A 12,743-nucleotide genomic window follows, 5' to 3' on the forward strand; every position below is an offset into this window, starting at 1 on the left:
ATGAACAAAAAAGTCTTGATTGTTGATGACGAACCACACATTCGCCTGTTAATGGCACAAACCTTAGAAGAGTTGGAAGACGAAGGGGTAGAAATCCTGATTGCTGAAAATGGTGAAGAGGCGATTGAAACCATTAAGACTGAAAAACCTGATCTAGTTTTCCTGGATGTGATGATGCCTAAAATGAATGGTTTTGATGTTTGTTATGCGGTTAAAAATAACCTGGATATCAAAGATGTCTATATTATTATGCTAACCGCAAAGGGGCAAGAGTTTGACAAAGAAAAAGGTCAACAAGTCGGCGCAGATTTGTATATGACTAAGCCTTTTGATCCCGATGAAGTCGTCGAAAAATCCTGGGAAGTTCTGGGGTTGTGAAATCAATTTTGATTAAATTATTTCCCTGGGATAGTTAATAAGGTTTCCGGGCAGAAAGTCAGGGCGTGTTTAATCTAATTTGATGGCTTAGTTTTATACCCAGAACCCGTAGGGGCGCACCGACGTGCGCCCACCAACACGGTGTAGTACAGTAACTATGAGATAGTCCAGAATTGGGGCGGGTTTAGTTGCATCTCCTGTGAAGTCAAAAAGGATAATCGTAAAACCCGCCCCTACAAAACACTTGATTTTTATTAAATTTATTTCATCGCAGTGCTGTACATTTTATTTCTACGATGAGTCTAGGGTCAGATAAAGCGGTTACACCCACCTTTGTCCAAGTCGGATATTTGTGAATGAAATACCGATCTTTTACTTCCATAAAAAGTAACAAATGGGGAATGATTAACGATTGTGATCCTGAAGCCATATTCGACGCATTGTCCCCTGGAACCGAAGCGGGACTTGTGACATGATAGGTCACCATTTCTACAACATCCTCAAAGGTTACGCCTGCGGTTAAAAGAACTTTATTGACATTTTCAAACGCCTGGACAAACTGAGCTTCTATCCCCTCAACCACCTGTAAATTTTCGTCGCGACCCACTTGACCGGAGACATAAACGGTATTTCCAATTCTAATACCCGGACAATAGTGATACTTTTCATAGAGGATTTCCATACCCGTGGGAATAATGACTTCGCGAGTCACGACCATAACTAATCTCCTTTGGTAGACAATTATGCCAATACTCTACCTCTAAACCTGGGGATAATCAGGGTAGCTTTTAGATTTTGAAGCTTGGATTTTAGAGTTTAGAACTATTGCTGCTTGATTAATTGTCTAACTAATTCAGCCAAATGGGAACAACGTGACATCCTCCTACACCGAATCAAGATTACGGTGTAGGCTTCCAAGCCTCACGACTTAGCTTTCCTGCTTGTTCCCTTACGGGGTTTCGCCACTTGCCTAGACGAAGGGAACTTCGTCCCCAGTAGACCGACTTCACAGGCAGTTTCCATTCCTGTCTGCCCGACAGTACTAATGAGGGTTATCCCTCGATTTCTAATCACCTGACCACTGGCAACATCTCTGTCCGTCGTATAGTTACAATTCGGACATTGATGAATCCTTACACTCAGGTCTTTTTTGACTTCACCACCACAATTAGGACACTCCCCTGATGTGCCTCTAGCATCGACAACAGCAAAGAACTTTCCACGTTTGAAGCAGATGTACTCAGTGATGGCACGGAACTGACCAAAGCCACCATCTAACATCTGTTTTCCCAGGAACCCTTTAGCGGTGATGCGGTAATCAATGTCTTCCATGAAGATCATGTCACCCTCATCGCACAAGGCATGAGCTTGTTTGAAATGGAAGTCTTTGCGAGTGTTGTCGATTTTGTGGTGTAATAGAGCCACCTTAATTCGGGCTTTCTCGTAATTTTTTGACCTCTTTTGTTTCCTGCTTAGCCTGCGTTGCAGTAATTTCAACTTGCCTTGTAGCTCGGCAAAAAACCTGGGAGGTCTTACAAGAGTGCCTTCAGAAGTTGCTAAAAACTTCTCTAACCCAATATCAACACCGATGGGATACCCATGTGGTTTATGGTCTGGGACAGAGACATCACACTGAATATTGATAGATGCGTACCATTTATCGGCTTTCTTGATAATACGAACCTGTTTCACCGTGAATCCAGAGGGGATAGGACGGTGCAGATTAATTGGGATTATCCCCAGCTTGGGTAGCTTGATATGCTCCTTTGTTACCGGATTTTCCTTGAACTGAGGAAACAGTAACGATTTGAACTGCCCAACCTTTTTGAATCTGGGAAAACCAAACCCTCTGTGTTGGAAGTGTTTCCAAGCCGTGTGCAGTTGTTTAATAGCTTGCTGGAGAACCTGAGAAGGAACTTCGCTCAATCGAGGGAATTCCTTCTTTGCCTTGGGCAACTTATTAAGCTGACTGGTTTCGTTGGGGAACAGAGCATCAGCCGGGATGATGTACTCTTTTTCGATAGAGCATCTATCGATTATACACTTTCTACTATTGCACCAATCTTTGATTTGCCTAAGAGCGTAGTTGTACGCTTTCCGGCAAATCTCCATCCAATCAAGCAGGATAAACTGTTGATTGGCGTCTGGATAGATGCGGTAGCGATAGTTAAGTGTCAGCATCGGTGTTTATTGGTGCATGAACTGATTATAAAACATTTACAGGCTAACGCAACACCGTTAAATGTTAATTTAGGTGACAGCGATCCACCTAAATTAACTTGGGGGAGTTGTATATCCCAACGCTGAATAAAATTACAGCGTGGGTCTTACAACTCCCCCAAACCCCCTGGTAAGATAAACGGGCAAGTAGTGCGATATAGCCTAAAAAACTACTTTTTATAACAAAATGCCACACTAAGTGATGGGAATGACTAGCACACCGCCGCAGAGATAGCCATAGGGGGTGAAGTTACGCGATCGCGTAACCCAGTCTTAGTGTTGCGCCTGTTGCCAATGCTGGTGAAAAGGGTATCAATAAAGGTTTTAACCGCTGGTCACGGTCAATTTAAATCAAACATGTATTGCAAATGAATTAAGATTCAACTAGAATTAAAATGCAGGCACATTAAAGCGAAAATTACGGATTCGTTATAGGAGTTTTACATTATGAGAACCCAATCCACTCAGCACCTCTGGCGATCGCGTCAACGGTTCATGGCTCTAGTGCTAGCAGGGGTAGCCATGAGTAGCGCGATCGCAGCTTGTTCCAATCCCCCCAGTAACACCGCTGACGCCGACAGTCCCGTCAAGTTAACCCTGGTATCCTATGCGGTAACCCAGAAAGCCTATGAACAAATCATTCCCCAATTTGTTGAACAGTGGAAAGCCAAGACCGGTCAAACCGTCACCTTTGACCAAAGTTATGGCGGATCAGGCTCCCAAACTCGCGCCGTCATTGATGGCTTAGAAGCCGATGTTGTCGCCTTAGCTCTAGCTTTGGATACGCAAAAGATTGAAAAAGCCGGACTCATTGAGCCGGGTTGGGAACAAGAATTTCCCAATGATTCCATCGTTCATACATCGGTGGCGGCTCTGGTCACACGGGATGAGAAAGTAAACGTGACTCAATGGTCTGATTTGACGAAAGATGGCGTCAAAGTCATCACCGCCAATCCCAAAACCTCTGGGGGAGCCAGATGGAATTATCTGGCGCTATGGGGAGTGATTACCCAAGCCGGGGGTAGCGACAAGGACGCCGAAACCTTTGTCGAAAGCGTCTATAAAAATGTCCCCGTTTTGCCAAAAGACGCTCGCGAAGCCAGTGATGTGTTCTTTAAACAAGGTCAGGGTAATGTATTAATTAATTATGAAAACGAAGTCCTTCTCGCCAGGGAACAGGGAGATAATCACCCCTTTATTATTCCCACGGACTATAACATTTCCATCGATAATCCCGTCGCTGTTGTTGATGCCAATGTCGATGAACATGGGACTCGCGAAATCGCCGAAGCCTTTGTTAAATTTCTATTTACTCCAGAAGCACAGCGAGAATTTGCCAAAATCGGCTTCCGTCCTGTAGATGAAACTGTTGCTCAAGAGTTTGCCAGTAAATATCCCACCGTGGAAAACTTGTTTACGGCGAAAGATTTGGGCGGCTGGGATCAAATTCAAGCCAAATTTTTTGAAGATGGTGCCGCCTTCGACAAAATGCAAGCAAAACTCGCTCAATCCAAATAGAAAGAATAACCCCTAAAGCCCACCGACTCCAATGACTCACAACACTTACACCACTCCAATTAACTCAGACAAGAGTTCTGAGAACCACAGACTCACTCACACTCGTGTCCGAGTCCGCATTCCTCAGATATATCATCAGGAACCCCTCCTCTCAAATCTAATTTCCCAACAAGGATTAAACATTACGATTAATGCCGCCTTGTTAGGAGGGAATGCAAAAGGAGATGGTTGGTTTGACCTAAGACTTCAGGGTACTGCTAAGCAAATTGACAGTGCCTTAATCTACCTTTCGGACTTGGATGTCGAGGTTTGGCATGAATCCAGTGCGGAACCAGATGGCTGGTAGTCAAGGAGTATTAAAACTATCATGATTCTTTTCCTAGGATTTTACAGTTCTGTCGCCCTCTACTGTTTTGCCGTTTACTTGAAAACGTTTCAGCAAGAAACTGACTTATCGACTGAGGAATTACGTTTATCTTGGCTGGTTATCGTATTAGCTCCTCTGTTGTGGTTCATTGTTGTTCCCATTTCTTACCTGGAGAAATATCATAAATCTTCCACCTCCTATGACTAATTCAGCAGATTACTTTCAATCTTTAACCACCTGGGGGCGGAATAAGGTTGCCACCATTTCTATACCCTGGACGATCACTTTCGTTTACCTCAGTCTAGTTTTATTACTGCCGATCGCGGCATTGATGAGCAAGTCCCTCAGCTTAGGAGTCTCAGAGTTTTGGCGGATTGCCACTTCTGACGTGGCTCGCTCGGCTTACAATGTTACCTTCGTTACCGCTCTCCTCGCCGCCCTGATAAATGGTGTGATGGGAACTCTCGTGGCTTGGGTTTTAGTCCGCCATGATTTCCCCGGTAAAAAATTCGTTGATGCGGCGGTCGATTTGCCTTTTGCGCTCCCAACTTCAGTGGCTGGATTAGTGTTAGCTACTGTTTACAGTGATAAAGGTTGGATTGGACAATTCTTTGCTCCATTTGGCATCAAAATTGCTTTCACTCGCTTGGGTGTATTTGTGGCAATGGTATTTATCTCGCTTCCGTTTATTGTCAGAACATTACAACCTGTTTTACAAGAGATGGAAAAAGAAATCGAAGAAGCGGCTTGGTCTTTGGGTGCATCTAGCTATCAAACCTTTTTCAGAGTCTTACTTCCTCCCCTAGTTCCACCCATTCTGACGGGGGTAGCGCTGGGTTTTTCGCGGGCGGTTGGAGAATATGGTTCTGTGGTGATTGTTTCATCGAGTATTCCTTTCCAAGATTTAATTGCGCCAGTACTTGTGTTTCAACGGTTAGAACAATACGACTATGGGGGAGCCACTGTAATTGGTACTGTTTTGCTTGTCGGTTCATTACTTCTACTGCTGGTGATTAACGGACTACAACAATGGGGGCGTCGTTATGCTGCGTAATTTGTTTTCTCGCGTCTCCATTAAGGAAAATGGGGGAAATTTTAGTAACATCAAGGTAACAAAAAATGAGAATCGTAAAACCCACCCCCAAACACAATTATTAATCGCGATCGCGTTAGGTTATCTGTTCCTTGTTTTATTCATTCCCGCCTTAGCTGTGTTCTATGAAGCCTTTCATCAAGGGATTGGTGAATTGTTCGCCGCGATGGGGAGTCGGGAATTCTTACACGCTGTCCGCATGACTGTGATTATGGCTGCGATCGCGTTACCTTTAAATACGGTGTTTGGACTCTGTGCGGCTTGGGTAATTGCCCGTAATCAGTTTCGTGGACGTGCTTTACTGATCAGTATTCTTGACTTACCCTTTGCCATTTCTCCAGTTGTTGCGGGTTTAATGATTGTCTTACTTTATGGACGAAATGGCTGGTTTGCGCCGCTACTCAATAGTTTAGACATCAACGTTCTTTTTGCTATACCTGGAATGGCAATGGCGACGATTTTTGTGACGTTACCGTTTGTGGCGCGGGAAGTTATTCCAGTGATGGAAGATATGGGTTCAGATCAAGAAGAAGCGGCGCGTATCTTGGGGGCGAATGACTGGCAAATTTTCTGGCGCGTCACTTTACCCAATATTCGCTGGGGTTTACTCTATGGTATTTTGCTAACTAATGCTAGGGCGATGGGGGAATTTGGGGCGGTTGCTGTAGTTTCTGGTGGCATTTTAGGTCGGACTCAAACGTTACCTATTTTTGTGGAGCAAGCCTATAAAAATTATCAAACCCAAGCCGCCTTTGGTGCAGCGGCAATTTTGGCACTTTTAGGATTTGTGACGCTGATTGTCAAGGAGATTTTAGAGCGCAATACAAGCCGTCCGGTTCATCATTAAGGGGTCATTGGTCAAATGGTTTTCTCAGCAAAGGTTAGTCAGGGCGGGTTTAGTTACATCAGGGTGAGGTAAGAAAGGATAGTAGTGAAACCCGCCCCTACACACCCAAAATTATGTTCTTGAACGAAGGATCAAAAATTTACAGGAGTTATTATGAGCATCATTGTTGAACAGGTTTCTAAGCAGTTTGGTAATTTTGTTGCCTTGGATCGAGTTAATTTGACGGTAAAAGAAGGGAGTTTGGTGGCGCTATTGGGTCCATCGGGTTCCGGGAAATCTACACTGTTACGGGCGATCGCCGGATTGGAACCTCCGGATAGTGGGTCAATTGTAATTAATGGTCAGGATACAACCCATTTAGATGTCAGTCGGCGTAATATTGGTTTTGTGTTCCAGCATTATGCCTTATTTAAACATTTAACCATTCGCCAAAATATTGCCTTTGGTCTAGAAATTCGGAAGCGTCCCCGACGATTTGTCAAGCAACGGGTTGAGGAATTATTAGAGTTAGTCCAGTTGCAAGGATTAGGCGATCGCTATCCGTCTCAATTGTCGGGGGGTCAACGCCAGCGAGTCGCATTGGCGCGGGCTTTGGCGGTACAGCCGCAGGTACTGCTTTTAGATGAACCTTTTGGTGCTTTAGATGCTAAGGTGCGGAAAGAACTTCGGGCTTGGTTGCGGCGGTTACATGAAGAGGTTCACGTTACCAGTATTTTTGTTACCCATGATCAAGAAGAAGCCATGGAAGTGGCGGATGAAATTGTGGTGATGAATCAAGGACGAATTGAGCAAATTGGCACCCCTGACCAAATTTATGATCATCCGGCTAATGCGTTTGTGATGAGTTTTATTGGTCCAGTGAATGTGCTACCGAGTACCGCCCATCTTTTCCGAAATAATGATATGACGGCGATAAAAACTCAGATGTTTGTTCGTCCCCATGATATTCAGGTACAAACCTCGGCTAATGGAGTTACGTCACCGGCTATCGTCAAACGGGTTATTCATTTGGGCTGGGAAATTCAGGTTGAGTTAGCCTTTATGGATGAACAAACGATTGTGGCACATTTGAGTCGCGAACAGTTTGATACACTTAATCTAAAGCCCGGTCAGCAGGTGTTTGTTAAACCCAAGGATGTGAAGGCGTTCCCAGAGTTAACCTCGATGATTTATCAAGCGTCTTGAAAAAAACTAGAATACCTATTTCATAATCCGGTTAAACTCCAAAATTGCAACATTTGCTACCTGATAACCCATTGTGTTCCAGACGTAGGATGCTACGTCTGGAACAACCACCAAATAACCTATGAATATCCTAGAATTTTCTGTACTGGTTTGGGCTGGCTCATTCACGGCTGGTTTTTTAGGCGCGGTTACTGGCTTAGGGGGTGGTGTAGTTATTGTTCCCCTGTTGGTGTCCGTATTTGGGGTAGATATCCGATATGCGGTGGGTGCGTCTTTGGTGTCAGTGATTGCTACGTCTTGTGGTGCAGCTTCTTCTTATTTAAAAAAAGGATATGCGAATTTGCGAATTGGCATGTTTCTGGAAGTCGCCACCACAATGGGTGCTATTATGGGTGCCTTGATTGCCGCTTATGTATCGGTTAAAGCCTTGACATTGGTGTTAGCGATCGCACTGATTTATTCTGCCTACTTTTCCTGGCAAAATCAACCCAAGCCGGACACCCCTGAATCCCCTGATTCCCTGGCTACTTATCTGAAACTTAATGGAACGTATCCCACCCCTGATGGATTGATGATGTATCACGCTAATTCTATTCCCATGGGTTTTGGTGTGATGATGGTTGCTGGCGTATTATCGGGGTTACTGGGTATTGGTTCGGGGGCGTTTAAAGTGCTAGCCATGGATCAAGTCATGGGTTTACCGTTTAAAGTGTCTACCACTACCAGCAATTTTATGATTGGGGTAACGGCGGCGGCGTCAGCCGGAGTTTATTTAAGTAGGGGTTATATTGACCCTGGATTGGCAATGCCTGTAATATTGGGGGTATTACCGGGTGCTTTATTGGGGGCAAATGTTCTTATCGGCGCCAAGACAGAGATTTTGAGAATCGTCTTTAGTCTGGTACTTTTAGTGATGGCGCTTAAGATGATCTACCAGAGTTTTATCGGGGTGGGATAAAATGAATCGAGTTAATTTCAAGTTGCTGAAACCCGAACCTGCGATCGCGAATTCTACCTGTGAACGAAAGGTGAGACAGAAGTCAGAGGGTAAAGGAGTTTCAGAAAAGGAGGAATGTGGCGATGTCGCCGGAAATGATCACGGTTTAGAGGGATATGAGATAACGGATTTATCCCGTAATTTTCAGGTTAATGATCAAGAATCGGCGACGGAATCCGCTAATCCGCTACAACTTGAACAGTGGATTGGTAATCTGCTGAACTATGGCGTAATTTTGTCAAGCAGTCTCGTTTTGGTGGGGGGAATTCTTTATTTAATTCGCCACGGATTTGAACCGGTGAATTACCGGATGTTTCAAGGAGAACCTGCTGAATTTCGCTCGCCTGTTGGTGTCATCCAAGGGGTGTTGTCCGGTCGCCGTCGGGGTATTATTCAATTGGGATTACTGGTTCTCATTGCTACTCCGATTCTCCGAGTTGCTTTTTCCTGCATGATGTTTATCCGACAGCGAGATTGGATCTATACTGTTTTGACGTGGCTGGTTCTGTTTGGGTTGATTTACAGCTTTGTCGGCGCGTATTACTAATTTATTATGAAATTTATTTAATGGGGGGTCAGACCCCTCCCTAGCTCTCCCCTGGGAGTGGAGGGAAGCAAGCCAATAGGATCATTTATTCCCTGGCGTCTAAGGATAGCGACATTCTGCTTAAGTCAGAGATGATTTGGTAGCTTTTGTTACAATTGCGGAGAAATTTTTCCTTCGATTTTGATTATTGGACGGGTATTTTAGCATCGGGGAATTCACTCCAATGGCGTTTGGACTGGCTCCGTAATAACACGGTGTGAAAAACTCGGTCAGATTCTGTAAACTGAATATATCAGCTATCGAATTAGTGATAGTGAGCCTCCTAGCTCAATTGTGGATTAAGCCTATTTCAGGTGATAACCAACAGCAATATCGCTCTTGCGATCGCGTACTCTGTCGGTAAAACTCTCTTTCTTAGCGGGAGATCAGGGGAAGTCACGGAATATCTGGGACTTCTCGTCACGTTTACCCGAAAAGCCATGTCCTGGAAGTGAATTGCACTATACGATCCAACTTTAAGATCCCTCTTTGCGATCCCTCTTGGGCATGTCATTATTAAACTAACTATCAAGTTTTGATTTTTAGGGGTGCATCAATTGAATCATAAATCTTTGTCTGGGGCAAATCTTGCTCCAAATGTTATTACGGTATCACTGCGATCACCGTCTTATAGTGTGCCAATTCAACAATGGCACTTTACAGATCAACCGATTATTAAAATTGGGCGATGTGCGGATAACCATATTGTGCTACGGAGTTCGGTTGTCTCGCGTTACCATCTAGAACTGCGGTGTGTGGGGAACCGATGGAAACTGATTAATTTTGGCAACAATGGGACGTACAAGAATGGTCAACCGATTACGGAATTGGAAATTCCCGATGAGATTATTATTCAACTCGCCCTTTCGGGTCCCCAATTGCAGATTAATCTCAGTACCAATGTACCAGAACCGTTGTTAAAGCTGCTTCGCCATCAAGATTCAGACCACCGCAATCTTCCGGGACGGTTACGTACCATGTTCAGCGGAAGTTGAGCATAGATAGGGCGACCCGAGTTAATTAAGCGGACTCCCGTTCGTTGTTCATTTGTGGAAGCGGGTCGCCTCTAGGTGAGAACTAGGGATGGGATGCCAAATGAATTTCAAATGAATTTCAATCAATTTCTATTTTAAGAGCAGGCTGGGTAAGCTGGTAATATATGTGCAGCCCGGATTAAGAGATGGCAAAAGCAGCCAAACCGCCTAAATCTGACTTGACAACACGACTCCAGAGTAATTACCTATTTAAGGAATTAGACGCCGACTGGTTGGATGATTATCTGAAAACCTTAGATATCAAGGGAGAAAAGCTTTACTCTAGTCGTCCCGTCTATACCGCCTTTCGTCCCGGCGTTTCCTTGGATTTCCTGTATGTAATTGTCAATGGCGGACCGGTGATTACTCGCAGTACGCCGTTAGATCGGGTGATATCCATTAGCTATCCCGGTGGTTGTTTTGGGATGAGGAACTTGGCATTTAGCTATGGACAGGTGTCGAGATCCTTTCCGAGTTTGGTGGAAGCCTATAAAACTACAGATGTATTCCAGATTCCCTTGGACGTGATTGAGTCCATTTATAAAGAAAACCAGACATTTCGCGATCGCTACGATTTGCTGTTTGAGTTGCGGGAGAAGTTTCAGTACCATTTACTCAATTGCAGCACCTATCCCCCTCAAGCTGTTGCGGCGCTGTTGCGAGCCTTGGTGTATCAGGAGCGATCGCTAGGGAATCAACCGGATGCCAATGGTGTTTATGTATTTGATCTGCCTGTGGATGTGATTGCTCATGCCAGTCAGCTTAACCATCGTACCGTAGAACAGGTACTCAAGGGAATGCAACAAGTTGGATTATTAGCCTCCCCAACCGCCAAGGATACCTCTAGCGATATCGTCCGCGTTGCTGATCCAGAAGGGTTAAAGGAAGTCTACAGTGCGACTAGGGATAAAGTATCCTGGTGGCCCCTAAAGTGAGCGACTATTAGTTGAAGTTTATACCTCACTTACTCAGTAAAAAATGCTGGATACACAAAAGCAAATGCCGTCGAACTGGGAATAGGGGTTCCATCTAGTTCTTCAACCCTAACGGTTTCCAGTTCATTGTCCCAACGGGCACTAATTTGCCGACCATTGAAATCTACAATCTGTGTACCCACTTGCTTGAGTTCTTGGTGAGGAAACTGATGACTGATACCAGAAAAGCGATTGTTTGGGGTTTGATTATCTGGTTCCCACACATAGCTATTGACACTCCCTCGCCTGAGACGAGGGATTCTTCTTTCATCCAGAAACCTTAGAGTATTGATTCTCATCAATACTCCAGAGGGCTAACTGTCCAGAAGCGTTTACCCAGTATTTCTGGGAGATTCGCGTATGCCCTACGCTAGTCTTAGCCTTGATTAGAATATTTATGGCAGCATTCCAGTCCCTATCAAGGACAGTGCCGCAGCTACAAACATGAGTACGGGTACTCAAAGACTTCTTAACCCTAGCGCCGCAGCAAGAGCAATCTTGCGAAGTGAAGCTAGGGTTTATTGCTACCAATTCTCTACCAAACAGGTTGGCAAAGTATTCCAGCCATTCGCGAAATATTGTCCAACCAGCATCTGATATTGACTTGGCTAATCTATGGTTCTTAACCAGTCCTCGAACATTTAAGTCCTCAATCGCCACGAAATCGTTAGATTTCATTACGCATCTTGCTAGCTTAACCGCAAAATCTTTACGCTGGCGACTGACTTTTAAATGTTGTCTACCCAGCCTTTGCTGGGCTTTCTTCCGATTCTGACTACCTTTTTCACATTTAGAGAGTCGGCGTTGCAGTCGTTTCAACCTTCTCTCAGACTTTCTGAGAAAACGAGGGTTACCTACCTGGTCTCCATTTGAGTCGGTGTAGAAATGGTTGAGTCCAACATCTAAGCCAATTTGCCTATTCGTCTGTTCAACGCTTTCACAACGCTCTACATCAATACAAAACTGAGCATAGTAACCATCAGCCCGTCTAACCAAGCGAATCCGCTTGATCTGGGACTGCTGGTAGAAATGCAAGTCTCGTGTTCCAACCAGTTTTAAGCGACCAATACCAGTTTTGTCGGTGATAGTCAGATACTTTCTATCATCAGAGAGCTTCCAGCCACTTGTCTTATATTCGACCGAGCGGCAGTTTTTCTTAAACTTTGGAAAGCCCTTCTTACCTTTGATCTTCTTTTTGCAATTATCGTAGAATCGACTGATGCCAGCCCAAGCACGTACCCTTCGGGAAGGCTTCGCCAACAGCAGAAGCTTGACGCGCCATTGAATTTAAAGTAGCAGCAAAAGGATACTCTGGGTCTTCGGCTAAAACCTTGGTGTACTTGTTTAAAGCATACCGATCAACCTTTTCCTCCCTCGGAGCGTCGAGCCAATATCGCAAACATTTGTTGCGAATAAACTGGCATATTCTTATGGCTTCATCTATAGCTCTAAGTTGAGCTTTAGGTGCTTTTGCTTTAAATTCGTAAACTAGCATCGTCTCGACCCATCGATGTGTTAATTTTAAGAGTATCACTCTAGTCGTT

The 12,743-nt window shown here is 44.5% G+C and carries 13 protein-coding genes and 2 pseudogenes; 11 read left to right on the plus strand and 4 right to left on the minus strand.

Features of this window, described 5'->3' with window-relative positions; translation table 11 throughout:
• Positions 1-378, plus strand: a complete 378-nt coding sequence (locus RID09_RS17035; RefSeq protein WP_446337122.1) for a response regulator transcription factor — start codon at positions 1-3, stop codon at positions 376-378.
• A 265-nt stretch (positions 379-643) separates the two neighbouring features.
• Here RID09_RS17035 and RID09_RS17040 read toward each other — a convergent pair whose 3' ends face one another.
• Together RID09_RS17040 and RID09_RS17045 are read right to left on the minus strand one after the other, a co-directional pair.
• Positions 644-1,096, minus strand: a complete 453-nt coding sequence (locus RID09_RS17040; RefSeq protein WP_446337123.1) for a RidA family protein — start codon at positions 1,094-1,096, stop codon at positions 644-646.
• Between the two features lie 203 nt (positions 1,097-1,299).
• Positions 1,300-2,559, minus strand: coding sequence for an RNA-guided endonuclease InsQ/TnpB family protein (locus RID09_RS17045; protein ID WP_446337124.1), 1,260 nt, complete (start codon positions 2,557-2,559; stop codon positions 1,300-1,302).
• Between the two features lie 486 nt (positions 2,560-3,045).
• Between RID09_RS17045 and RID09_RS17050 the strand changes: the two genes are divergently transcribed.
• The 10 genes from RID09_RS17050 (at position 3,046) to RID09_RS17095 (ending at position 11,160) form a co-directional block, all read left to right on the plus strand.
• Positions 3,046-4,116 carry a sulfate ABC transporter substrate-binding protein gene (locus tag RID09_RS17050; protein ID WP_446337125.1) on the plus strand — a complete coding sequence of 357 codons (1,071 nt, stop codon included), beginning with the start codon at positions 3,046-3,048 and terminating at the stop codon, positions 4,114-4,116.
• A gap of 31 nt (positions 4,117-4,147) precedes the next feature.
• Positions 4,148-4,462: an NIL domain-containing protein gene (locus RID09_RS17055; protein ID WP_446337126.1), complete on the plus strand. Its 315-nt coding sequence runs from the start codon at positions 4,148-4,150 to the stop codon at positions 4,460-4,462.
• Positions 4,463-4,483: 21 nt separating this feature from the next.
• On the plus strand, positions 4,484-4,690 hold the full coding sequence (locus RID09_RS17060) for a hypothetical protein (protein WP_446337127.1): 207 nt from the start codon (positions 4,484-4,486) through the stop codon (positions 4,688-4,690).
• On the plus strand, positions 4,683-5,537 hold the full coding sequence (gene cysT, locus RID09_RS17065; protein WP_446337128.1) for a sulfate ABC transporter permease subunit CysT: 855 nt from the start codon (positions 4,683-4,685) through the stop codon (positions 5,535-5,537). Before RID09_RS17060 ends, cysT begins: the two co-directional genes overlap by 8 nt.
• Complete coding sequence (cysW, locus tag RID09_RS17070) at positions 5,527-6,423, plus strand: sulfate ABC transporter permease subunit CysW (protein WP_446337129.1); 897 nt, start codon at positions 5,527-5,529, stop codon at positions 6,421-6,423. The genes cysT and cysW overlap by 11 nt, the downstream gene beginning before the upstream one ends.
• A 153-nt stretch (positions 6,424-6,576) precedes the next feature.
• Entirely contained in the window at positions 6,577-7,608 is a 1,032-nt protein-coding gene (locus RID09_RS17075) for a sulfate/molybdate ABC transporter ATP-binding protein (protein WP_446337130.1), read from the plus strand.
• 121 nt (positions 7,609-7,729) lie between these two features.
• The gene (locus tag RID09_RS17080) at positions 7,730-8,566 is read left to right on the plus strand and encodes a sulfite exporter TauE/SafE family protein (protein ID WP_446337131.1); all 837 of its coding nucleotides are present in this window, start codon (positions 7,730-7,732) and stop codon (positions 8,564-8,566) included.
• 1 nt (position 8,567) lies between these two features.
• On the plus strand, positions 8,568-9,152 hold the full coding sequence (locus RID09_RS17085) for a DUF1634 domain-containing protein (protein WP_446337132.1): 585 nt from the start codon (positions 8,568-8,570) through the stop codon (positions 9,150-9,152).
• 596 nt (positions 9,153-9,748) lie between these two features.
• On the plus strand, positions 9,749-10,186 hold the full coding sequence (locus RID09_RS17090; RefSeq protein WP_446337133.1) for an FHA domain-containing protein: 438 nt from the start codon (positions 9,749-9,751) through the stop codon (positions 10,184-10,186).
• Positions 10,187-10,371: 185 nt separating this feature from the next.
• Positions 10,372-11,160, plus strand: coding sequence for a Crp/Fnr family transcriptional regulator (locus RID09_RS17095; RefSeq protein WP_446337134.1), 789 nt, complete (start codon positions 10,372-10,374; stop codon positions 11,158-11,160).
• A 29-nt stretch (positions 11,161-11,189) separates the two neighbouring features.
• Here the strand turns inward: RID09_RS17095 and RID09_RS17100 are convergent.
• Together RID09_RS17100 and RID09_RS17105 are read right to left on the minus strand one after the other, a co-directional pair.
• A pseudogene (locus RID09_RS17100) lies at positions 11,190-11,438 on the minus strand (hypothetical protein); the annotation flags it as partial.
• 28 nt (positions 11,439-11,466) lie between these two features.
• A pseudogene (locus RID09_RS17105) lies at positions 11,467-12,694 on the minus strand (RNA-guided endonuclease InsQ/TnpB family protein).
• Positions 12,695-12,743 lie beyond the last annotated feature (49 nt).

Origin of the sequence: Coleofasciculus sp. G1-WW12-02 (genome assembly GCF_040219735.1) — a bacterium.
Lineage (GTDB): Bacteria > Cyanobacteriota > Cyanobacteriia > Cyanobacteriales > Coleofasciculaceae > Coleofasciculus.